General features: G+C 58.9%; 19 protein-coding genes and 4 pseudogenes. 16 read left to right on the top strand and 7 right to left on the bottom strand.

The window, feature by feature from the left end:
* Positions 1 to 86 precede the first annotated feature (86 nt).
* From P9230_RS31820 to P9230_RS31810, 3 genes and pseudogenes are all read right to left on the bottom strand, one after another.
* Positions 87 to 674: a nuclear transport factor 2 family protein gene (locus P9230_RS31820; RefSeq protein ID WP_050580531.1), complete on the bottom strand. Its 588-nt coding sequence runs from the start codon at positions 672 to 674 to the stop codon at positions 87 to 89.
* A gap of 138 nt (positions 675 to 812) precedes the next feature.
* Positions 813 to 935: pseudogene (locus tag P9230_RS31815) on the bottom strand (ferredoxin); the annotation flags it as partial.
* A 29-nt stretch (positions 936 to 964) separates the two neighbouring features.
* Positions 965 to 2,143, bottom strand: coding sequence for a cytochrome P450 (locus tag P9230_RS31810; protein ID WP_063169385.1), 1,179 nt, complete (start codon positions 2,141 to 2,143; stop codon positions 965 to 967).
* Positions 2,144 to 3,630: 1,487 nt separating this feature from the next.
* On the opposite strand from P9230_RS31810, the gene P9230_RS31805 reads away from it, so the two are divergent.
* Positions 3,631 to 4,863: an MFS transporter gene (locus tag P9230_RS31805; protein ID WP_063169386.1), complete on the top strand. Its 1,233-nt coding sequence runs from the start codon at positions 3,631 to 3,633 to the stop codon at positions 4,861 to 4,863.
* 261 nt (positions 4,864 to 5,124) lie between these two features.
* On the opposite strand, the pseudogene P9230_RS31800 reads toward P9230_RS31805, so the two are convergent.
* Together P9230_RS31800 and P9230_RS31795 are read right to left on the bottom strand one after the other, a co-directional pair.
* A pseudogene (locus P9230_RS31800) lies at positions 5,125 to 6,156 on the bottom strand (ChuX/HutX family heme-like substrate-binding protein); the annotation flags it as partial.
* 51 nt (positions 6,157 to 6,207) lie between these two features.
* Positions 6,208 to 6,531, bottom strand: coding sequence for a hypothetical protein (locus P9230_RS31795; RefSeq protein ID WP_126066777.1), 324 nt, complete (start codon positions 6,529 to 6,531; stop codon positions 6,208 to 6,210).
* A 210-nt stretch (positions 6,532 to 6,741) separates the two neighbouring features.
* On the opposite strand from P9230_RS31795, the gene P9230_RS31790 reads away from it, so the two are divergent.
* The 14 genes and pseudogenes from P9230_RS31790 (at position 6,742) to P9230_RS31725 (ending at position 18,243) form a co-directional block, all read left to right on the top strand.
* Entirely contained in the window at positions 6,742 to 7,062 is a 321-nt protein-coding gene (locus tag P9230_RS31790; protein ID WP_029356570.1) for an iron-sulfur cluster assembly accessory protein, read from the top strand.
* A gap of 347 nt (positions 7,063 to 7,409) precedes the next feature.
* Positions 7,410 to 8,621 (top strand): cysteine desulfurase NifS, encoded by a 1,212-nt coding sequence (gene nifS, locus P9230_RS31785; protein WP_063169388.1) that lies wholly within the window; start codon positions 7,410 to 7,412, stop codon positions 8,619 to 8,621.
* A 179-nt stretch (positions 8,622 to 8,800) separates the two neighbouring features.
* Positions 8,801 to 9,178, top strand: coding sequence for a nitrogenase stabilizing/protective protein NifW (gene nifW, locus P9230_RS31780; RefSeq protein WP_063169389.1), 378 nt, complete (start codon positions 8,801 to 8,803; stop codon positions 9,176 to 9,178).
* 188 nt (positions 9,179 to 9,366) lie between these two features.
* Positions 9,367 to 10,218, top strand: coding sequence for an electron transfer flavoprotein subunit beta/FixA family protein (locus P9230_RS31775; protein WP_063169390.1), 852 nt, complete (start codon positions 9,367 to 9,369; stop codon positions 10,216 to 10,218).
* 16 nt (positions 10,219 to 10,234) lie between these two features.
* Positions 10,235 to 11,344: an electron transfer flavoprotein subunit alpha/FixB family protein gene (locus P9230_RS31770; protein ID WP_024505237.1), complete on the top strand. Its 1,110-nt coding sequence runs from the start codon at positions 10,235 to 10,237 to the stop codon at positions 11,342 to 11,344.
* A gap of 10 nt (positions 11,345 to 11,354) precedes the next feature.
* Complete coding sequence (locus P9230_RS31765; RefSeq protein WP_063169391.1) at positions 11,355 to 12,659, top strand: FAD-binding protein; 1,305 nt, start codon at positions 11,355 to 11,357, stop codon at positions 12,657 to 12,659.
* A gap of 12 nt (positions 12,660 to 12,671) precedes the next feature.
* The gene (locus P9230_RS31760) at positions 12,672 to 12,971 is read left to right on the top strand and encodes a ferredoxin family protein (protein WP_024505235.1); all 300 of its coding nucleotides are present in this window, start codon (positions 12,672 to 12,674) and stop codon (positions 12,969 to 12,971) included.
* A 255-nt stretch (positions 12,972 to 13,226) separates the two neighbouring features.
* Positions 13,227 to 13,943: an alpha/beta fold hydrolase gene (locus P9230_RS31755; RefSeq protein ID WP_063169392.1), complete on the top strand. Its 717-nt coding sequence runs from the start codon at positions 13,227 to 13,229 to the stop codon at positions 13,941 to 13,943.
* 691 nt (positions 13,944 to 14,634) lie between these two features.
* Positions 14,635 to 14,721, top strand: a pseudogene (locus P9230_RS31750) (helix-turn-helix domain-containing protein); the annotation flags it as partial.
* 273 nt (positions 14,722 to 14,994) lie between these two features.
* Positions 14,995 to 16,476, top strand: a complete 1,482-nt coding sequence (gene nifB / locus P9230_RS31745) for a nitrogenase cofactor biosynthesis protein NifB (RefSeq protein ID WP_063169393.1) — start codon at positions 14,995 to 14,997, stop codon at positions 16,474 to 16,476.
* Positions 16,477 to 16,505: 29 nt separating this feature from the next.
* Positions 16,506 to 16,700, top strand: coding sequence for a 4Fe-4S binding protein (locus P9230_RS31740; protein WP_024505232.1), 195 nt, complete (start codon positions 16,506 to 16,508; stop codon positions 16,698 to 16,700).
* Between the two features lie 85 nt (positions 16,701 to 16,785).
* Positions 16,786 to 17,106, top strand: coding sequence for a nitrogen fixation protein NifZ (locus P9230_RS31735; protein WP_024505231.1), 321 nt, complete (start codon positions 16,786 to 16,788; stop codon positions 17,104 to 17,106).
* A complete protein-coding gene (gene nifT, locus P9230_RS31730; RefSeq protein WP_024505230.1) occupies positions 17,103 to 17,315 on the top strand; it encodes a putative nitrogen fixation protein NifT in 213 nt (70 codons plus the stop codon). The genes P9230_RS31735 and nifT overlap by 4 nt, the downstream gene beginning before the upstream one ends.
* Positions 17,316 to 17,349: 34 nt before the next feature.
* On the top strand, positions 17,350 to 18,243 hold the full coding sequence (locus P9230_RS31725) for an SIR2 family protein (protein WP_024505229.1): 894 nt from the start codon (positions 17,350 to 17,352) through the stop codon (positions 18,241 to 18,243).
* Between the two features lie 307 nt (positions 18,244 to 18,550).
* Here the strand turns inward: P9230_RS31725 and P9230_RS31720 are convergent, their stop codons facing one another.
* Complete coding sequence (locus P9230_RS31720; RefSeq protein WP_024505228.1) at positions 18,551 to 19,117, bottom strand: sugar O-acetyltransferase; 567 nt, start codon at positions 19,115 to 19,117, stop codon at positions 18,551 to 18,553.
* 464 nt (positions 19,118 to 19,581) lie between these two features.
* Positions 19,582 to 20,625, bottom strand: a pseudogene (gene nifA / locus P9230_RS31715) (nif-specific transcriptional activator NifA); the annotation flags it as partial.
* Positions 20,626 to 20,687: 62 nt separating this feature from the next.
* Between nifA and P9230_RS31710 the strand changes: the two are divergent.
* A complete protein-coding gene (locus tag P9230_RS31710; RefSeq protein WP_127262932.1) occupies positions 20,688 to 21,140 on the top strand; it encodes a hypothetical protein in 453 nt (150 codons plus the stop codon).
* Positions 21,141 to 21,452: the final 312 nt, after the last annotated feature.

The following is a 21,452-nucleotide window of genomic DNA, read 5'->3' as shown; positions in this document are numbered from 1 at the left end:
CCGAGCCAAATCGTTGCAGTGACCGCCAGTCGCGGCCCCACACAGATGTCGTTCCCGTAGGGCGCTCATCCTCCATTCCTACCCACTTATGCAGCTCCCAGTTGGGGACCCTCGACGCCATCTTGGTCGGTGGGGATGTGACCCTTGAGCAACTGGTAGATGGGATCGTCTGGATGTGGTGCTCCAATCGGCTGTCGCCGGCCGAACCTATCTGCCTCAAGAATCGCTGGCGGGATTTGCTCCTCAACCCAATCGTAGACGACTGTCCGTTCCGCAATTCGCCACTCGTCCTGCCTCTTCTGAAACAGATCGCAGTAACGGCCGCAAAGCAGCGTCTGACGTATTTCTTGGTCTGTATCCGGTCCGCGTTGCAGCGCGGTGAAATAGCTCTCGACCGCGGCCTCTGCTGAACTGATGAAGTCGATCAGGCTGTTCGTGATTTGATGGATGTTACGGTGCCCCGGCAGACCGAGAGCAAATTGGATGAAGTCCTCTGCCGGTCCGCAATAGGGACCGTGCCTGTCATACGCTTCGGGCCAGTATGCGCTACGCAGCGCCGCCTCATCGGCGCGGTCTATCCCGCGGCAGTACCGATACAGGCAGTTGCGGATCGCCTCTCGGTCACGCAGTTCGGTAATTTTCGCGTGGTCGACAGGGTCTGTCGCGAATTGTATGATTGTTTTGTCCTTCCCGATGCCAGTCTGCACTTTGCGTGTGTCTCTCTCTACAACTGAGTTAGCGGGGGGCTCGTCAACTTCCAGAGCTTGTTCGGGGCAGGCTCGTACCCCTTTTGAGGCAAGCAGTTGCTCCCCATCGGCAACATCAATATCACCGGGCAAGATGTAGCCGGCGTCATCAAGCTTGAAGACTCTCGGCGCCCGCGCCCAGCAGCGCGCATGACCCTGGCATCTGGCTTTATGTACGACGACACGCATAGCGAACTCCAATGTCGTTGGCTGAAACTTCAGGACCATTCCAGGATCAGATTCTCGATCCCGAACACATGGCCGCCGAAGGTGATAGGTTCAGTCCCTGTCTTGATCCGAAAGGCTGGGATGCGCGCCAGCCACTCCTCCAGGCCAATGACAATCTCCCGCCGGGCAAGGTGTGAGCCAAGACAACGATGGGGACCATAGCCAAAGGCAGCGTGCCGGTTGTCCTCGCGCGCCAGATCGATCTCATTCGGGCATTCGAATTCCGCCGGGTCACGATTGGCAATCATCGTGGCACAGGAAACATAATCTCCCTTGCGGATCGGCGCGCCTTTGAAGTCGACATCCTTCGTTGCCACTCGGATCATCTGAATGGTCGAATAGGCGCGCAGCAATTCTTCCGCAGCGACGGCAATCCGGTCAGGTTCGCTTCGTAGCAATTCCTGATCTTTGGGGTTGCGCGCGAGATGGGCCAAGTCGAAGCATATGGCTGCTGAGACCGTGTCGAGTCCCGCGACGAACACAAGCACGCCGATGCCACGGACTTCTTCGTCACTGAGCAGACGACCCTCGACCTTTGCCTTCACGATGAAGGTCATGAAATCATCGACCGGCTCCTTGCGGCGCTCGGTGGCAAGTTCGTCGATGAAGGCCACGATCGTCCGGGCTGCGGGTGGTCGTTGCTCCTTATCGCCGTGGAGCAGATCTCTAGCCCAGCCGACAAATGTTTCTAGTCCGTTGTCCGAAAGCCCAATAAAGCGAAGGAAGATATTGACCGCGAACGGAACTGCAAAATCCTTCATGATGTCGCAGCTCGTGCCTGATGCGGCGATCCTGTCGATCAGCTTGATCGCTCGTTCCCGGACAGCCGGCTCCAATGCCATTACCCGCTTTGGCGAAAGCAGCGGATTGAGCAGTGAGCGAAAAACACCGTGGAATGGCGGATCGAGCTCAAGCGGGATCATCGGCCAGCTCTCGCCGAGCACAGAGGCGAAGATGCTGCGATGGCTGGAAAACGTTTCGGTGTCCTGCAGCACCCGGCGCTGGTCGCTCGCGCGAGTGATGACCCAGGTACCCCGACCGTCGCGCGTGTTGCTGGTTGAATAAAAGATCGGAGGCCCGGCATGAACGCAAGCAACCGCTGCATGCGGATCCCCGTTAGCCGTCGGCAACATGCCGGGCGACGTAAACAGGTTGAAGTCCCTCACCATTTCGGGCGGGACATGATCTGGAACCGGCCGCGATTTAACCGCGCCAGAATCGAGAGACCGTTCATGAGATGCTGTCGGCATTTGCATGCAATCGTCGGTGCAAGCTCCGTGCCGAATTCGTCTTTCGATAATCCTTGCCGTTTGCTGGGCAACAGGTGGCGCCTGCGCTGACTTGCTGGTCGGGATTGCAACATTCTTGTCCAGCGTCGGACACAGAATGTAGAATGCTAGACAGCGACTTGGAGCAACTCAACTGGTGGGATCGCTAGCCGATCATGTGCCCGGGGAGCATCCAGTTCGAAAGCTTGCGCTAAGCGGCTTGGTGACTTGGCCGAGGTCACCAGGTGGAAACGACCAACACTTGGGGTGAGCCTAGTGGCGCTCCCCTCGATGATGTCTGGCGGGGTGGTTAGCCGCCTCCGTAGGACAAGATCAGTCTACACGAATGGACTATAGCCTCTCCTCGCATGCCTCATTGGCCGTCCTTCAGAGCCGGCCACACGAGCTTTTGTCTTTCAGCAGGGCGTTTTTCTCGCCAGCTACAGAGCCACACCGACGCCATTAATGAGCGTCCAGTCGACGGGTTGGATGGCCCTGTCCATCTTGCCCAGCACCTTGGCTTAGCATTTGCCGGTGCGGCGGAAGCCTTCAAGACGCAGTTCTTGACCTTCTCCAGATCAGCCTCGGATGGATATCGGCAAGGGTTCAGCTCGTCCTTTTGAACTTGCGCATCTTCGTGTTGGCCAACCCCAGGCCGCCCGACATATTTGCGGTCTATCCGGCACCTCAACTTCGAACAACCTTGCGGCAAGCTCTTGGGATAGCCCACGCTCGTGCCTCCACCACCCGCTCAGCAGAGCCAGATTTGTCGTTGATGGCACGGAACTTGCGGAGTCATTCGCAGATGCGTCACGGACCGAGAGTGTCGTCCCATGAATTCGATCACCAAAAAGGCCGCCCGACGTTGCTGGGACCGCCTGCAATTACCTTATCCCAGAATTGGGAGCAACGGCTTCAAAAGGGATAACTCATCACCTCAATTTTGTCGATCGCGCGGCCATCGAACCGCAGCCATCGATCAGACTTCCGCCTCGTTGCACTCATTGCGACCGCCTTGGTGCTTGCGACAACCGCTCAATTCTGGCTGCCAGGATAACCACATATGGCGACGGAACTTCCTGCTTCAAAGCAATATAGAGATCGTCGATCATCCCCCCATCAAGGCCTCGATCGAGGACACCGCGTTCGGCTTGCTTGGTTCGCAGTGAACAGACCGCACTTCGACGAATGCGATCGATGCGACCGCGCCGAGAACTCTCCCGCATTGTCGACGGTTGGGTCCGTCGGCCCTCCGATGAGGCCTCGGATGCGTCGGGCTCCGAGGCCTCGACTGATGCCGACTGGCCGCCGCCGGAAGGTCTCGCGGCTTTGATCCCCGGCGATGTAGCCACCCCTGCTGCAACAGCTCCTAGCCGGAGAACTCATTCATGACCGAATCGGCGACAGATTTAGTGGACGCGGCTTTGTTCGACCGAGATCGGCTTGACCCAGAAAGTCCCTATCAACGTTCTGGCCCTGCATGGGGTGCCATCATTTCGCTTTCCTTCGGCACCTTCGGGCTTGTGACGGCAGAGTTTCTGCCCGCCAGCGTTCTGACACCGCTCGCGCATGATCTCCGTATCACCACGGGCACGGCTGGACAGGCGCTAACAGCGGCCGCAATCGTCGCGGCGATCTCGGCACCGATAATCGCCATCGTGACAAAGCGTCTGGACCGCAGGGTCGTCATCTGGGCGATGACGCTCCTGCTGATCCTGTCGAACGTTCTGGCGGAGGTTGCGGGGTCGCTGCCGGTTTTGCTGGCGGCACGCGTCGTCCTTGGCATATCGCTTGGTGGTTTTTGGTCAATTTCGGCAGCGTTGGCGATGCGGCTGGTTCCAAGTCACCTCATGCCGCGCGCCATGTCGGTCATCCTCACCGGCGTTTCTGTCGCCTCCGTCTGCGCGGCTCCAATCGGCGCTTATGTCGGTGACATTTGGGGATGGCGAGCCTCGTTCAAGGTCGCCGCAATCGTGAGTGCCGTTGCGCTGCTCGTGCAACTCGTAACCATTCCGCCACTGCCTCCGATCGAAGTGCGCAGATTCCGCAGTCCGCTGGATGTCGCGAAGAATCCGGCGATGAAGGTTGCGGTGCTAGTCGTGCTATTGGTCGCTTCCGGCCATTTTGCCAGCTTCGCCTACATCCGCGCCTTTCTCGAGAGCGTTCCTGCGCTCGACAAGAAGTCAATCCCGCTCGTGTTCCTTGCTTTTGGCACGGCCGGCGTCTTCGGCAATTTAGCCGGCGCATTCCTCACCAAACACAGTCTCAAGGCGGTCGCGGCCCTGCCGCCCCTGCTCATTGCCGTAGCCGCTGTCTCGCTCCTGACCATGAGAGCATCGGCCTTGACCTCGGCAATTGCAGTTGCCGTATGGGGCTTTGCTTTTGGCGCGGTCCCGGTCGGATTGCAGACATGGATGGTGCTACGCGCCGCTCCGAAACAGGCCGAGAGCGCTGGTGTACTGATGGTCATAACCTTCCAAGTGGCCATCGCAGCCGGCACAACTTGCGGTGGCCTATTGGTGGATCACACGGGTATTGCCAGTGTCTTTGTCTACAGCGCGGTTGCCACGTTCCTCGCTGTCTTGACAGTATTTTTGCTCGGCCCGAACCGCAAAACCTGACCGCCTGGTGGGGAGTGACGGTCGGCGGCGTTCACGCTATTGTCACCTCTGAGCTCGGCCCAAAGGCCGCGGCTTCGTCGTAACCATGCGGTCGATGGGGCAGCGCCAAATTGCTTCCTGCTCATCGCGTTGCGATAATACAGCGCGCTTATTGCGTCATCGTGTCCCCGGTCTCGGCTTCAATGCCCGGCTACTGGCTGCGGAGGCAGATGGGCGCCGGCGTCCCACCGACGACGATCGGTCTTTTCTCATGTAGCTGTCGGGGAAACGAGGCAGGTTTTCCGCCAGAACCCGCCAGTCGTCGCGCTCGCGTTCGCCTTCCTTGCGCGCACCGAACAACTGGATGATGATCTTGCCGTCGGACCCATATGCTTCGAGCGAGGTGACGTGACTGTCATTGGTCGGCTTGCGCACGGCCCAAACCTCACGGATTTGGTGGGTCCTGAGATGCAGCCGGAACGTTTCGTCCAGCACATGGATGCACGGCCCGATCTGCTTGACCGACTTGATTAAGCCGGAATGGGTCTGGATAGAACCTCGGTTGCCGACGAAGCACATGATCGGCAATTCGTCTTCGGCCGCACGCTGGAGCACGGCGCCAACTGCGGCATTGTCGAGCAGCCAAGCGTAATCCTGGCCGACCATGCGCAAAGCCTGGCAGCGGCTGAGCTTGAGCGTCTTTAGAAGGTTGACGTCAGTCAGCCGGCTCCAGTACTCGCGTAGGTCGTCCACCGTGCCGGCCCAGTCCGCAGTCCTCGCGCCCAGGTCGGCTACTCTCGCCTTAAGCGACATGGTCGGCTCCTGGTTGGCGGATACGAGCTCGGCCACCAGCTTTCGATAGGCATGAAGGTTGGAGACCGGCCTGAGATGCACCTTATGCACTGCTGCGCCGGCGGCGTCGAAGAATTGCAAACTGCGCTGGATTCCGCCGCGATGGCGCCTTTCAACAGCGAAACCATACCTCCAAGCCTGCGGGAAGACGCGAAGGTCGAATTCGTCACCAAGGACCATGGCGTGATTGTTGCCGGTTATCACTCTGTTGAAGACGCCAATCTTTTCGTGCACGGCACCTTGATTGCGGGTCAGCGCCGTCACTTCGCCCACGAATTCGAGGCCCGTCAGAAGGTGATTGACGCGCGGGTCGATGCGTGCCGCGCCGAAACCGCAATGGGCCGCGACCAGTTCCGCTTCCGAAATGGCCAATTGGGCGGCGAAATCACGCGCGGGAATGTTCGGACAGACTTCCCACGCACGCCGGATTTCGTTGGGCGACCGCTTCTTGCGCTGATCCATGTTTTTACCCCTGCCCCGTTCTTCTTTTGACGATCGATCGAAAAACGGGCCTCAGGGATGTGCACGGCGGACGCGATCGATCGTCAGGCACATGCCAGTCGAATCCTGTCTCCGGGCGGTCAGCGGCCAATCGCCGGTAGCGAGCGATTGTTGGGTGGTCGGCGCCAATCGGCCGATCGAGCATTCGGGTACCACCGGCGGTGCTGCTTTCCCACCAAGGCGGGTCTGATGGATCATATTGCTTTCCTTCGTTCTTCGATTGCGAGGGCAACCCAAAGGTGAATCGGCCGGCAATTTTGCCGCCGCAACGAAGGCTTCACAAAAATCGTGCCAGTTGCTCCGCGGCAAGCTCTGAACATCTTTGGCTCTGTTCATTGCTTTACGCGTGAGTGCATCGCGAACTCAGGCGCCCTTCCTGTGACGCGGACGCGACAAACCCGACAGTAAGTGTCGGTTGTCGGACGTCTCCCCAGCAATCGAGCATAAGAGACGTCGGGATGTCCTACGGTTTTTGACACGTCTTCCCTTTGGCACGGTCCATGCGAGATGATCCACGAAAACGCCGGACCGAGGAGAAATCGAGCCATGATTACGCTCACCGACAACGCTGTTGCCGCCATCAAGGCCGCTCTTTACCGCGCCAGCGAGCCGGCGGAAGGATTTCGCATCATGGTCCATGCCGGCGGCTGCGCCGGCTTCCAATACTCAATGGGCCTGGAGAGCGTCTCACGTGAGGGCGATGCGATCATCGAGCGAGATGGGCTCAAGGTGTTCATGGATAGAGGCTCCCAACCCCATGCCGCCGGCATGACCGTGGACTTCGTCACTGGGCTCGAAACATCCGGCTTTGTTTTCGATAACCCCAATGCGCGTGAGACGTGCGGCTGCGGCAAGTCCTGCAAATGATTGCGAGGGAACAGGCTATGTTCGACTATAGCGACGCCAAGGAATACTGCGTCGAACCGGTAACCGCCGGCGCTCTGGAACCGGCCGACACGCACTGTCGGCCCGGAACAATTGCGTTCGGTGATGCACCAAATCGCGATCATCGATCGTTGCCGTGGGCAAGCAAACAAAATTGCCCGAAACAGCTGAATTCCCGGCGGATGCCGCCACCAAAGGGCAATGTCGACAGCGACCGGTCAGCCAAGCCATCGCTCCCCCGGCCGCCCACCTTACCAGATACGATATGCGCCAGAGGTTCAATGGCCCGACTACCCTTGAATCATTTCAGCAGTTGAAGGATCACTCCCATGAACCCTGTCTATCTCGACAACAACGCAACGACGCGGGTTGATCCTGCAGTCGTTGGAGCGATGTTGCCTTTCTTTACGGAGCAATTTGGCAATCATTCGTCCATGCACGCCTATGGCGCATCGGTTGCTGAAGCCGTGAGAAAGGCGAGGCAACAGTTGCAAGCCCTCATCGGCGCGGGATTCGAGGACGAGATCATCTTCACCTCGGGCGGGACTGAAAGCGACAGTACAGCCATCCTTTCGGCGCTGGAGGTGATGCCCGACCGAACGGAAATAGTGACTTCCGCGGTTGAACATCCGGCCGTTCTGAAGTTGTGCGCGCACCTTGAGAAGACGCGCGGCGTCAAGGTGCACATTATCCCAGTCGATCACTACGGCCGGCTCGACCTGGACGCCTACAGAACCGCCCTCACCCCACAAGTGGCAATCGTCTCGATAATGTGGGCGAACAATGAGACCGGTACGATCTTTCCCGTGGTTAAGCTTGCCGATCTAGCCAGGGAAGTCGGCGCGCTTTTCCACACTGATGCAGTGCAGGCGGTCGGAAGGCTTCCGATTGAGCTGAAATCGACCGCGATCGACATGCTGTCGCTCTCCGCCCACAAGCTGCATGGTCCAAAGGGGATAGGCGCGCTTTATGTAAGACGTGGCGTGCGCTTCTCCTCCATGATCAAGGGTGGGCACCAAGAGCGCGACCGGCGTGCAGGCACTGAAAACACACCCGGCATAGTCGGACTGGGCATGGCGGCCGAACTCGCCTTGAAATTCATGGACGAGACAAAACGAATAAAATGGTTGCGCGACCGCCTTGAGAACGGGATCATCCAGCGCATCCCAAACACATCCATCAACGGCGATCCGCAAGAGCGATTGCCAAACACTGCAAACATTGGATTCGAAGGTATCGAAGGCGATGCAATTCCAATTGTCCTGAGCCGGCTGGGAATCGCCTGTTCCGCCGGGTCCGCCTGTGCCTCTGGCTCACTGGAACCGAGCCATGTTCTGATCGCTATGAACGCGGCATGTGGGGCAGTCCGCTTCTCCTTGTCGCGTGACAACGGCGAAGATGACGTAGACCGCGTGCTTGAGGTCCTGCCTGCGATCACCGAGAAGCTACGGGCCGTTCCCAGTGCTGGACTGTGCGGGCGAGGTGCAGAACAGCTTCATTCCGGCCCGGGTCCGAGCGGCACAATAGCCGACGAGCCGTGAGGTCTTCCTCAACGTGACGACCCTGCGCAAGGAGAGCAGTTAAACTCGGGGTCGCCTTCACCACTTCAGAAAAGCTTGAGATCGCCAAGTCTCTTGCCCAGCCGCCGTGCCAGAGGTCGGCACGCCGTCAGCAATGTCACCAATGCATCGACACCACAATTTCGCGCCGGGAGAATACAATGAACTGCTCCGCTGATAGCCGCCCGATCGATCGCACCGATATCCTAGCGCGACTGAAGGGCCTGTCGGCCGCGGAGGACTTCTTCGCCTGCCTTGACGTCTCCTACGACCCGAAAGTGATGAATGTCTCGCGGCTCCATATCATGAAGCGCGTGGGCCAATACCTTGCCGAAGAAGATTTCTCCGGTCTGCCTAACCAGGTAATCGCCGCGCGGGTGCGCGCCAAGCTGGAACGCGCCTACGAAGATTTCGCGACTTCCTCGCCGCTCACGCAACGTGTGTTCAAGGTGCTAAGGGACCACGATCCAAACATATGTCCCGCACCTGGCCGCGCCTTCGTCCCGCTCGACTCTGCACTGAAGCGGTTCGGAAAGTAATGAGCCCGACACGGCTGCGACGCGACAATGTCGAGAAGTCGACAAATCCAGTCCTCATGACGCCTCCTCGGAAGCAAACGAAGCCACCTTCTGGAATAGAGGCAGGAAGACGACTTGGCATGAACGATGCAGGCAATGAGGTGAACCGCCAAGCACGAATCCGGACTGGGAGCTTAGAGAAACCGCCAATGCATATCGTAGTCTGCATCAAGCAGGTGCCGGATTCGGCACAGATCCGCGTGCACCCGGTGACGAACACGATCATGCGTCAGGGTGTTCCGACCATCATCAATCCTTACGACCTGTTCGCCCTCGAAGAAGCGCTCAAACTGCGCGACGTTCATGGTGGCGAGGTTACTGTGCTCACAATGGGTCCGCCCATGGCGGAGGACTCGCTGCGAAAGGCGCTCGGTTACGGTGCTGACCGAGCAGTTCTCTTGACGGACCGCTATTTTGCCGGATCCGATACGCTGGCGACTTCCTTTGCTCTTTCGCAAGCAATCGCAAAAATTGGGGAGACTTTCGGCAGGCCGGACATCGTCTTCACCGGCAAGCAGACGATTGACGGCGATACCGCCCAGGTCGGACCGGGCATAGCCAAGCGCCTAGATTTATCGCAACTTACCTATGTCGCGAAGATTGCCTCCATCGATCTCGATACGCGAGAGATCGAAGTCGCTCGTCGCGCCGAAGGCGGCACCCAGTTGCTGAAGAGCAGACTCCCTTGCCTCATTACCATGCTGGAAGACACCAACGAAATCCGCCGGGGCTCGCTCCAGCAGGCTCTGTGCGCGGCGCGCAGCCAAGTCGTGAAGTGGACTGCAGCCGACGCCGGCATTGACGATCTCACCCGGTGCGGTCTGCGTGGCTCGCCTACAGTCGTCAAGCGTGTTTTCGCCCCCACCGCACGGGCAGAAAGGGCGGCGCAGATCGACACCGCGGAAAGGGGCTTGCAGGACATAGCCGATGAACTCATCGCCGATATCTTAACCCGCCGGCCGGCGCTGGAACATGAGCTGGCCTTCAACAGCGGCACGTGACGGCCAGGAGCAGAAAATGTCGACCGCAAGCCAAACTACCCCTCGCATTGCCCCCGGCCGTGCCGGTGTAAAGAAAGAACTTCCCGACCGTTTCAAAGACTACCGGCACGTGTGGGTCTTCCTCGAGCTCGAACGCGGCAATGTGCATCCTGTATCATTCGAACTGCTGGGCGAAGGCCGCAAATTAGCCGACAAGCTTGAAGTCCAGCTCGCGGGCGTCGTGCTGGGACCGCCGGGCGAGATGGTCGAGGACGCTGTTGCCGAGGCCTTCGCTTACGGGGCGGATCTTGTCTACATCGTCGATGCGCCGCCGCTCGCCGACTACCGGAACGAGCCGTTCGCCAAGGCGCTCACGGATCTGGTCAATACCCATAAACCCGAAATCCTCCTTCTCGGCGCGACCACACTGGGCAGGGATCTTGCAGGCTCGGTAGCGACGACCCTGCAGACGGGGCTCACGGCCGACTGCACCGAACTTGATGTAGATTCCGACGGTTCACTCGCCGCGACCCGTCCGACTTTTGGTGGCTCATTGTTGTGTACGATCTATACACTAAATTACCGGCCGCAAATGGCGACGGTGCGACCAAGGGTCATGCCTATGCCGCAACGGGTGGATAAGCCGGTCGGGCGTGTCATGCGGCACAAGCTGTCGCTCGTTGAGGACGATATCGTCACCAAAGTCCTCGGCTTCCTACCGGATAACCAGTCGGCAATGGCAAATCTTGCCTATGCGGATGTCGTGGTTGCGGGAGGCCTCGGTCTCGGAGCGGCGGAGAACCTTCAGCTTGTGAAGAATCTTGCCCGAGCGATCGGCGCCGAGCATGGCTGTTCGCGCCCCTTGGTCCAGAAGGGCTGGATGCCGGCTGATCGACAGATTGGACAAACTGGCAAGACCATTCGACCGAAGCTTTACATCGCGGCCGGAATTTCCGGCGCCATCCAGCACCGAGTTGGGGTCGAGGGGGCCGATCTCATCGTCGCGATCAACACCGATCCGAACGCGCCGATTTTCGAGTTCGCCCACCTCGGGATCGTCACGGATGCAATCCGCTTCCTGCCCGCACTGACGGAAGCCTTCACCCGGCGGCTGTCGCCGCACAGTCGAGACAAGCTTGCGAGTTGAGGGAGAGGACATGATTGAACAATTCGATGCCATTGTGGTCGGAGCCGGCATGTCTGGAAACGCAGCTGCTTACACTTTGGCAAGCCAGGGGCTGAAGGTCCTGCAGTTGGAGCGCGGGGAATATCCGGGCTCTAAGAACGTCCAGGGTGCCATAATGTACGCGAACATGCTGGAGAAGATCATCCCGGACTTCCGGGATGATGCGCCCCTCGAGCGGCACCTGGTCGAACAGCGACTTTGGGTGATGGACGACACGTCTCACACCGGAATTCATTACCGGTCGGACGACTTCAATGAGGCGAAACCCAACCGCTACACGATCATCCGCGCCCAGTTCGACAAATGGTTTTCCCGCAAGGTGCGCGAGGCTGGCGCGACGGTCCTGTGTGAGACGACCGCGACGGAACTCGTCCGTGATGGCAATGGCAAGGTGATCGGCGTCCGCACAGACCGGGCTGGCGGAGTGGTCTTCGCGAATGTGGTCGTTCTCGCAGAAGGGGTGTCGGGATTGCTTGGCACTCGCGCAGGCCTGCGCGAGATGCCGAAGCCGGAGACCGTGGCGATTGCCGTCAAGGAAATGCATTTCTTGCCCGAAGAGGTCATTGGCCAGCGGTTCGGGGTGAAGGGCGATGAAGGCTGCGTAATCGAGGCCGTGGGCACGATCTCTCGCAGCATGGCCGGGCTCGGCTTCCTTTACACCAATAAGGAGTCGATTTCACTCGGCATCGGCTGCCTGGTCTCGGATTTCGCCGCGACGATGGAGAGCCCGTCCGCCCTCCTGGATGCGATGAAAAACCATCCTTCGATCCGGCCGCTGATCGCTGGCTCGGAGGTGAAAGAATATGCCGCCCATCTTATCCCCGAAGGTGGTTACAGGGCCATTCCGCAGCTATTCGGCGACGGTTGGGTCATCGTCGGCGACGCAGCGCAACTGAACAATGCCATTCACCGTGAGGGTTCGAACCTTGCCATGACCTCGGGTCGTGTCGCGGCTGAGGCGATCATCAAAGTCAAAAGCCGCAACGGTCCTATGACCAAAGCGAACCTTGCGCTCTACAAGACGATGCTGGATGACTCCTTTGTGATCAAGGATCTTAAGAAATACAAGGACATGCCAGCCTTACTCCACACCAATTCCAGCAACTTTTTTGACAGCTATCCGCGGTTGATGTCGCATGCCGCTCAGACCTTCATGCGTGTCGACGGCACGCCGAAGATCGAGAAGGAAAAGAACACCACGGCCGCCTTCATCAACGCGCGCTCGCGCTGGGGGTTGGTCAGCGACGCGGTCCGCCTGGCATTGGCATGGCGCTGAAGAGGGTACAAGATGACGATCGCAGTGACGAAGGTTCGTGTCGAGGACAAACTTTACCAGAACCGCTATCTGGTCGATTCCGGCCGCCCCCATATCATAGTGCGACCGCACGACAAGCCAAGCGCGAACTTGCTTGCGTTGACCTACGTCTGTCCGGCGAAATGCTATGAGTTGAATGACAAGGGTCAAGTCGAGATCACCGCCGACGGCTGCATGGAATGCGGCACCTGCCGGATATTGTGCGAGAAAGGCGGCGACATCGAGTGGAACTATCCGCGCGGCGGCTTTGGTGTCCTGTTCAAGTTCGGATGATCAGCCGGTGCCAAGAGCATGCCGGCAGCGAGCAACTGCGGCACACCATGAGCCTCTCCATCCACTTGCAAAGAGCTAGTGAATATTGGGTTTCGCAATTCAAGTTTCCTCGACTTGGTAGGGGTATCCTCAGGCCACGGGGCGCCTGTGCCGGACTTACCACCGGTAACGTGGTCGAGCCCCTTTGGACAATGTCCGGCCATCGTGCCGGATGGCAGCCACAACGGCCGGTGAGCAAATGGAACGGCACAATCCATGATAAAGACGTATGTGCTAGTGCATGGTGCCTGGCATGGCGGATGGTGTTGGCGGGACGTCGCCGCCAATCTTCGCAAGATGGGATGCCACGTGACCACGCCTACCCAGACAGGTGTCGGCGAACGCGCACGTTTGCTGTGCAAGGACATCACGCCCGACACATTCGTGACCGACATCGTCAACCACATTGTAACGGAAGAGCTGAGCGATGTGATCCTTGTCGGTCACAGTCTAGGCGGCATCAGCATCACCGGCGCCGCCGACCGGATACCCGACCATATCAGCCATCTCGTTTATCTCGACGGCGCCATCGTCGAGAGCGGTCAAAGTGTATTCAGCACCATGCCCCCCGACATCGTCGCCGCCCGTCGAAAATTGGTTGCGGAGGAAGGACGGGGTATCTTCATGCCGACTCCGCCGCCAACAGCATTCGGCACTCCCGAGGGACACTCGCTCACGGACTGGGTGCGGCGCCGGATAACACCGCATCCGGCAGGCACCTACGAAAGCGGACTTAAGCTCGAGCACCCGCTCGGCAACGGCAGACCCCGAACCTATGTCGTCTGCACTAATCCACTCCACCCGCCGATGGCGGGAGCGCGAGAATGGGTCGCGAAGCAGGATGGCTGGGCGTGGCAGGAACTCGCCACTGGCCACGACGCAATGATCCTCGCGCCGACGGAAGTTGCTCTCCTTCTTAGCGCTGTCGGCTGAGGAACCAAGTAGGGGGAGCGGCGGCCGATTCTCAGGCCGTGGCCTTGAGCTCTGGTGCAAGGATGTAGGCCCAACGGGTCGTTCCGGTGGCGCCACCGAAACCACTAGGCGGGAGTGGCCTGTCCTGCCGACGTCGCAAGCTTGCGAGCGTTCCGCCGCGGCCGCAGCCCGTAGCGCCGGGCAACCTCCGAGATCACCGCGTCGGCTCCAGGGTCTCGGAGATGACTCCGTGCCTTGTCGTCCATCGACCAATGCCGCCGACCAACAGCGCCGTTGATCACCCTCGAAAACGCCGAGGCTGCCGCTCAGGGTCAATCGTAAGTTCAAGTTCAGACACAAGCCGATCTCCGATCCACCTCAGAATCGGCAGGCCCACAGATCGCGGGTCCTCCTGGAAGGACACAGCGCTTACCCTTGAAATATGGAGAACCATGGCTTTGCGCCGTCGGCAGTTGAGCTGATCTCGCAATGCTATTTCCCCGGCAACGTCCGCGAGCCGGAGAACTGCGTGCTTGGCGTTCTCCTCTGGAAGGAACCAATCTTTCGGAACGTGGCAATGTCATCGACGAGCTCTCACGGGCCAGCACGATGCCGGTTCGGCGCATCGGCGCCCGCCTGAACACGAGATGGCCACTTGCGATTCTAACGATACGGCCGGACGGGGGCTGGGACCGCGGCGGACGAAGCGTGACGGCTGATCGACACAATGGAGAAGGCCGGCTGGGTTCAGGCTAATGCGGCTCGAATTCTCGGCCTCAAGCTGCGACAAGTCGGCTAGGCGATACGCCGGCATAGTATCGAGGTGAAGGAACTTCTAAGAGCCTGATGAGCCAATCGTCAGGCCAGTGGTCTTGCGCGCCCTGTGCGCGACAAGGAGTGCTTCGTGCTTCTGAACGGATTTGGACTTGCACTGTCGCAAGCAGGACAAAATTGTGTCGCGCCGGCCTGACACAATGCGATATCGACCCGAATAGTGAACTGAAGCCGCTTTTTTCAGTTGGTATGGCTCTTGCACCTTGAACCGCGACGTTACCAGCAACGGAGCCGTTTGATGTCCTCACCGACAGTTTCGATTGAGGGGCCGACTAGCACGACATCCGAGGGTCTTCTGGCAGCCGCGAAATCCGGTGGCTGCGCATCGTCTTCCTACGGCTCGTCGCCGACCAGCCCGGGCGAAGAGGATCCGGCTATTTGGGAAAGGATCAAGGATCACCCCTGCTTTTCGGAGGAAGCGCATCATTATTTCGCGCGTATGCATGTGGCGGTCGCGCCGGCTTGCAATGTCCAGTGCAACTATTGCAATCGCAAATACGATTGCGCCAACGAGAGCCGGCCTGGTGTTGTGTCTGAGAAGTTGACGCCCGACCAAGCGCTACGCAAGGTCATCGCCGTTGCCAACAAAGTTCCGCAGCTTTCGGTTCTTGGCATCGCTGGGCCGGGGGATGCCTGTTACGATTGGGAGAAAACGAAGGCAACGTTCGACCGCGTCATCAGGGAAATCCCCGACATAAAGCTGTGCGTCTCCACTAATGGGCTCGTGCTGCCGGACCATGTCGCCGAGCTTGCCGAAATGAATGTTGATCACGTGACGATCACCATCAACATGGTCGACCCGGAAGTCGGCGCGAAGATCTATCCATGGATCTTTTATGAAAATCGCCGCTACTTCGGCATCGAAGCCGCTCGAATCTTGCACGCGCGGCAGATGCTGGGCCTGGAGATGCTGAGCGCGCGCGGCATCCTCACCAAAATCAACTCGGTGATGATTCCTGGAGTGAACGACCAGCACCTGTTTGAGGTGAACAAAATGGTCAGGGAGCGGGGCGCGTTTCTGCACAACGTGATGCCTCTGATTTCGGACCCGGCGCACGGTACCCACTACGGACTCATCGGGCAGCGCGGCCCAACGGCAACGGAGATGATGGCTCTTCAGGATCGACTTGAAGGTGGCGCCAAGTTGATGCGCCACTGCCGGCAGTGCCGGGCAGATGCTGTCGGCCTGCTCGGTGAAGATCGTGGCCAGGAATTCACGCTGGACGGTATTCCCGACGATGTCGCCTACGATGCTGGCAAGCGTCAGGCCTATCGGCAGGTGGTCGCACACGAGCGCCGTGATCATGAGGCGGCGAGGAGCGAGGCCATCGGTATGGTCAAGGCAACAGACTCCGAAAAGTCGCTTCTGGTTGCGGTGGCCACTAAGGGAGGTGGACGGGTCAACGAACACTTCGGCCACGCGAAGGAATTCCAGGTTTATGAAGTCTCGCCTAGAGGGATCAGCTTGGTCGGGCATCGGAAGGTCGAGCGGTATTGCCTCGGAGGCGGGGGCGAAGACGCCATCCTCGAGGGCGTCATCGCAGCGCTCGAAGGCATACACATAGTGCTATGCGCCAAGATCGGAAATCGCCCGAAGGAACAACTCTCGCGAGTTGGACTGCGCGTAACCGACGCCTATGGCCATGACTACATCGAGACCGCAGTCAGCGCACTTTACGCGGCAGAGTTTGGGATCAGACCACTAGCGGCGACGGCCTGAGCCGTCTCGTCCGATAACCAGGAGTTAGAATGGCTTTAAAGATCATCGCATCCCAATGTACCCAATGCGGGGCCTGCGAGTTCGAATGTCCTTCGGAAGCGATCAAGTTCAAGGGCGACGCCTATGTGATCGATCCAAACAAGTGCACCGAATGCAAGGAGGCCTTCGATACGCAGCAATGCGTGTCGGTCTGTCCGGTACCGAAAACCTGCGTTCCCGCTTGATTCCTACCGAAACGGTCGGGTTCGCCGCACGACGACGCCTGCAACCCGCGACCACAACAAAAGCCTCGAGAAAGGAATGGACAGCATGTGGTCCAGACGCGAACAGGAGGTCGAAATCGGCAGACCGCCACGGTTCATGCAGGGTGAGCGGGTCCGTGCGATACGCCACATAAAAAACGACGGCACCTATCCCGGCAAGGAGATCGGCGAAAACCTCGTGCGGAAGGGCGACGAAGGCTACGTGCGCGACATTGGAACCTTTCTCCAGCAATTCTTCATCTATGCGGTCGAATGGATCGATCGTGGCACGGTCGTCGGCATGCGAGCGCGCGAACTCATTAGCCTCGACAAAGTCGAGGTTCCCTGCGGAGCTGAAGGCATTTCCAACGGGGGAACAGCCGGATGAAAGTAATGATTCGCAGGACCGCTACTGGCTTGTCGGCTTATGTCCCCAAGAAGGATCTCGAAGAGCCGATCACCGAGATTGAGAACGCTGACTTATGGGGCGGGACCGTGACGCTCAGGAACGGTTGGCGGCTCATGCTGCCCGACCTTCCGCGCGACACGCGTTTGCCGATCACCGTCGAGGCGATGAAGATTTCCGACGGGGCCTGATGCCGGTGGGTTCAGTGGCGGAGAGGAAACGCGTATGAACACGATGCTGAGCTGGGACCATCTCGTCGTCGTCCGGGGCAGTTTTGCCAAAAAACTGATTGACCTGCTGAACGGCGCTCTCAAGGCCGATCGAGTGATCCCCTATCTCGGTCCTGGTCTTCTGCAGCTTAACCCACCGGAATCCCCTGTACCTTGCACCCCTGAAGATGTCGCCGCGGCCCTCAACAAGCGGGCGCCTGCCCCTTCCAGGATTCGCACCAATATGTGGTCGGTCGCGCAGTTTATCGAGCAGCGCCGACATCGTCGGACTCTCCAAGCGTGGATGGCGGAGATATTCGCAGCCCCCGCCGAGCCGACCGTTCTTCACGCCTGGCTCGCAACCCTTCAACTGTCTGTCATCATCGACAGCTGGTACGATGGCGCCATGCGAGCAGCCCTTGCAGAGGCCGGCCAAACAGACGTTGTCGAGATACAAGGAACGACGCGCGCGACCGGAATCGGTAACATCTGGACGAGAACTTACGATTTGTCAGGAACAGAACTCGAGGCCGAACAAGTGGCTAGGACGGTGCTCTATGCGCCGCACGGCAGCGTCAGGCCGGCGGCAAACTTCCTCGTGGCTGATTCCGATTACGTCGAAGTCCTAACCGAAATTGATATCCAGACGCCGATCCCGGACGCGGTGAAGCAACGGCGCGTCAACCGGGGTTTTTTCTTCGTGGGCTGCCGCTTCAACGATCAGATGCTGCGCACATATGCCAGACAGCTGATGAAGCGCTCCACTGGCCCACATTTTGCGGTGATCGATTCGGCTACGCTGACCAGAAACGAACGTCGTTTCCTTGCCGAAGGCGCAATCACGGTCATCGACATGCCGATCCGCAACGCCGCGGCTCGCCTCGTCGGGGTCGATGCTAGCCAGGATTAATGGCCGGCGATTGCTGGTGAGTCGCTGCTTGCCTCCAAGGGCGAAAACTCAGTTGGGAATACATTCGTGAGCAGTAATGCTAGTGGCAGCACAACGTAGGCTCTGAATTCGTTGGGCCATGTGAAAGGGTCCGCTGCTGCGGGACGTGAGCACGTTGCGGCGGCATTACGCACATGATCTTGTGACCCCCGTGGCAAAAGAACTGAAGCGCCCGAGTCGCGACAACATATGCAGCGCTCAATGGCTTCGACAAAAATTCGGCACAGTTTCGACAGTTCGCATGCACCTCCAGGGTCAACGAGGTTGATTATGCCTGTTTATGTGGGTCGGCCACGCGAGCAGGAATTCCCACTACCTTTGCCCCGGCGGGAACATCTCGTGTGACCACGCAGCCAGCGCCTACCACTGCATTATCACCAATCGTGACGCCAGGCAGAATGATTGCTCCACCGCCGATCCAGACACGGCTGCCAATGTGAACAGGACGCCCGACCTGCAGGCCGGCCTGCCGCTGCTCGGCATCATGTGGATGATCGGCGGTATAAATCTGCACAGCAGGCCCAATTGCCGTTCCTTGCCCGATTTTGACCTCTACCACGTCAAGAATAACGCAGTTGAAGTTGATGTAGGCATTGGCTCCAATGCGGATATTGAATCCGTAGTCGCAAAAAAAGGGCGGACGGATGACCGTTCCGCGCCCAACCTCTCCCAGCCGCTCGGACAAAAGCTCATGCCAATGCCCCGTGGTCTGCCCCAGCGTATCATTGTACCGCTTGAGCCAAGCCCCGGTTGCCAACAGGTCAGCTTGGATCTCCGGATCCGCCGCATTGTAAAACTCGCCTGCGAGCATCTTTTCTTTTTGGCTACGCATCATAGTCTCCCGTCAGGTCGTGTCCCGTACAGTGATGCAGGAACGCACATCAAACTGCCTCGGCAACTTTGTAACTCGATCTTGCCGGGCGCGCGGTCGGTCACGAGCCGGGGCGACAGTTTCGTCTCGACCAACTTCCAAGAATTTGGATATCGGAGATCAACCGGTCGCAGGGGCCAATACCTGACGAAGTCGGCAACTGTCCAGCGGTCGAACTCACTTTCATGCCCATCTCAGATTGCGTGATATCGAGCGGTAAGCCATCAGCTAATGTATCGACCAGGTCCCGCCAGAGGATTACTCCTTTTTAGTTTGTCAGTCGCAGAGCCCCAGTACGACTGGTGGTAGAAAGCACACGGCCGGAATCTTGGCAGCGCTGTTCACACCCACTTCGTAAGCCTGGCCGATGGGCTCGGCGCCAGAGCACCAATGCTTGACCTGCTCCAGCTCTTGCTCGGCGGGTTGTTTCAGAGACGCTTGATCTCGATACCGCGTTTTCTCAGCACGTAGCCGATCTGGCGCGGGGTCAAACCGAGCAGGCGCGCCGCCTTTGCCTGCACCCAGCCACACTTTTCCATGGCAGCAATGACCGTATCGGCATCGGGCACCCTACCACGAGTCGTGGCAGGGCCTATCGGCGCTTGCCCGTCGCCGACGGGCGGGGCGGCACAGGCGGCGGAAGGCTCGATCGTAGTCGACTTCTCTGACGTCGGCTGTCCGTTCTTCCACAGCGCCGCGGCCAAGCACTGATCCGCGTAACAGGCAAAGTCAGTTCTGAGGATTGATGGACCCGTCGCCAGAACTGCCGTCCGTTGAACGCAGTTTTCGAGCTCTCGGATGTTACCTGGAAATTCGCAGTTCATTAGCACCTCAATCGCTTCGGGAGCGAAGGTCAGCGTGTGATCATTCTCAGTATTGAAATTCTTGAGAAACTGAGCGGCCAAGAGCGGAATATCACCTCGCCTTTCGCGCAATGCCGGCACGCGTAAAGTGACGACGTTGATGCGATAATAGAGGTCTTGCCGGAACTCCTTGCGTTGAACTGCCGTTTCCAAGTCCCTGTTCGTTGCGGCAATCACGCGAACATCAACTTTAATGGTGTGGTTGCTGCCGACGCGCTCAAACTCCTGCTCCTGCAGGACACGCAGCAGCTTAGCCTGGAACGAACCTGATATTTCGCCAATCTCGTCCAGAAACAATGTGCCTTTGTCGGCAGCCTCAAAGCGCCCCTTGCGCAAACTGCTCGCGTCGGTGAAGGCACCCTTCTCATGACCGAACAAGTCAGATTCCAGAAGCGTCTCGGTGAGCGCCGCGCAATTGACCTTGATGAAGGGCTGCTTGGCGCGAGGCGAGAGCTCGTGAATGGCTTTGGCAACCAGCTCCTTGCCGGTTCCGGATTCACCTCGCAACAGGACCGTAGTCTTCGCCTTGGCCACCTTGACAAGGTGCTCACGCAGCTTGCGCAGCGCCTGACTATCGCCAAGCATCTCCTTGCTGATCTTTTTACGTTCCATTTGGCAGCCCATCCCACTCCGCCACCCGCCGGTAGAACTGCACTGGACGGTGAGCTGTGTTGTATTTCGCCATCATCATTCTCGATCTCACCTTTGTTGCTTCGAAATTTCCGGCGCGCGGACCCCCTCGGCAAATGGCAATGGCGCCTGAGCATCGTTGTCTTTCACCAGGACGAGCGTCTTCTCCTCCGTGCGGGCGCCCGCAATATGCGCGCTTGTTTGCGCAGGCCTTTACTCGACCGGTCGCCGTTCTGTCCGGCTTCTGCCGCACCGCAGCCTGCAAACCCATCCTTGACAAGAAAGGAGGGGAGTCAATCGAGCTCTCCTTGCATTCGTGCAAGGAAAATTGTCAGTTTGATAGAATTCTATCAAAACGGCAGAAACGCCCCGCCCCCAATTTGGCTGTACCTGCGGCGTTCAGCTTACGTGACGACATGTGCGGACTTGTCCCAATTGCCGTCCGAGTTGTGCGGGAAACAGTAGCCGCTGCGCTGTTCGCTTCAACCGCGTGATGCCGCTGACAGTAGAGGCGGCGGCTCGTCGAGCGAGGCTTCATTGTTCGGCTACTAAAGCGGCTGTGCTTTGGTGGGAGTTGGTTTCGCCCAAGTTCTGGGCCTGGGGGCGTCTAGCCCGTTTCGCCGCACAGGCTCCTCCCACATCGTCGAGGCCGAGAAGGAGGGACCCCACAGCCCTCCCTGTATCACAATGCCCCGCCCCTCAAGCAGCTAGATACGACAGGTGACCTCGAATGAGGCGTCTTGCATGGCTTCTACACCTGCCTGAATGCCAGAACTGCGTTCGTACCGCCCATGGCGAAGGCGTTG

The organism is Mesorhizobium sp. WSM4887 (genome assembly GCF_029625865.1).
Lineage (GTDB): Bacteria > Pseudomonadota > Alphaproteobacteria > Rhizobiales > Rhizobiaceae > Mesorhizobium.
The sequence above is the reverse complement of the archived record's forward strand: the minus strand, read 5'-3'. Positions and strand labels throughout refer to the sequence as shown.

Coding starts and splice junctions, on each gene's coding strand:
- P9230_RS31765 (WP_063169391.1), top strand. CDS start 11,355: ATGATTGAACAATTCGATGCCATTGTGGTCGGAGCCGGCATGTCTGGA.
- P9230_RS31770 (WP_024505237.1), top strand. CDS start 10,235: ATGTCGACCGCAAGCCAAACTACCCCTCGCATTGCCCCCGGCCGTGCC.
- P9230_RS31735 (WP_024505231.1), top strand. CDS start 16,786: ATGTGGTCCAGACGCGAACAGGAGGTCGAAATCGGCAGACCGCCACGG.
- P9230_RS31805 (WP_063169386.1), top strand. CDS start 3,631: ATGACCGAATCGGCGACAGATTTAGTGGACGCGGCTTTGTTCGACCGA.
- P9230_RS31810 (WP_063169385.1), bottom strand. CDS start 2,143: ATGGTGAGGGACTTCAACCTGTTTACGTCGCCCGGCATGTTGCCGACG.
- nifB (WP_063169393.1), top strand. CDS start 14,995: ATGTCCTCACCGACAGTTTCGATTGAGGGGCCGACTAGCACGACATCC.
- P9230_RS31755 (WP_063169392.1), top strand. CDS start 13,227: ATGATAAAGACGTATGTGCTAGTGCATGGTGCCTGGCATGGCGGATGG.
- P9230_RS31725 (WP_024505229.1), top strand. CDS start 17,350: ATGAACACGATGCTGAGCTGGGACCATCTCGTCGTCGTCCGGGGCAGT.
- nifS (WP_063169388.1), top strand. CDS start 7,410: ATGAACCCTGTCTATCTCGACAACAACGCAACGACGCGGGTTGATCCT.
- P9230_RS31795 (WP_126066777.1), bottom strand. CDS start 6,531: ATGAACAGAGCCAAAGATGTTCAGAGCTTGCCGCGGAGCAACTGGCAC.
- P9230_RS31760 (WP_024505235.1), top strand. CDS start 12,672: ATGACGATCGCAGTGACGAAGGTTCGTGTCGAGGACAAACTTTACCAG.
- P9230_RS31775 (WP_063169390.1), top strand. CDS start 9,367: ATGCATATCGTAGTCTGCATCAAGCAGGTGCCGGATTCGGCACAGATC.
- P9230_RS31740 (WP_024505232.1), top strand. CDS start 16,506: ATGGCTTTAAAGATCATCGCATCCCAATGTACCCAATGCGGGGCCTGC.
- P9230_RS31720 (WP_024505228.1), bottom strand. CDS start 19,117: ATGATGCGTAGCCAAAAAGAAAAGATGCTCGCAGGCGAGTTTTACAAT.
- P9230_RS31790 (WP_029356570.1), top strand. CDS start 6,742: ATGATTACGCTCACCGACAACGCTGTTGCCGCCATCAAGGCCGCTCTT.
- nifW (WP_063169389.1), top strand. CDS start 8,801: ATGAACTGCTCCGCTGATAGCCGCCCGATCGATCGCACCGATATCCTA.
- nifT (WP_024505230.1), top strand. CDS start 17,103: ATGAAAGTAATGATTCGCAGGACCGCTACTGGCTTGTCGGCTTATGTC.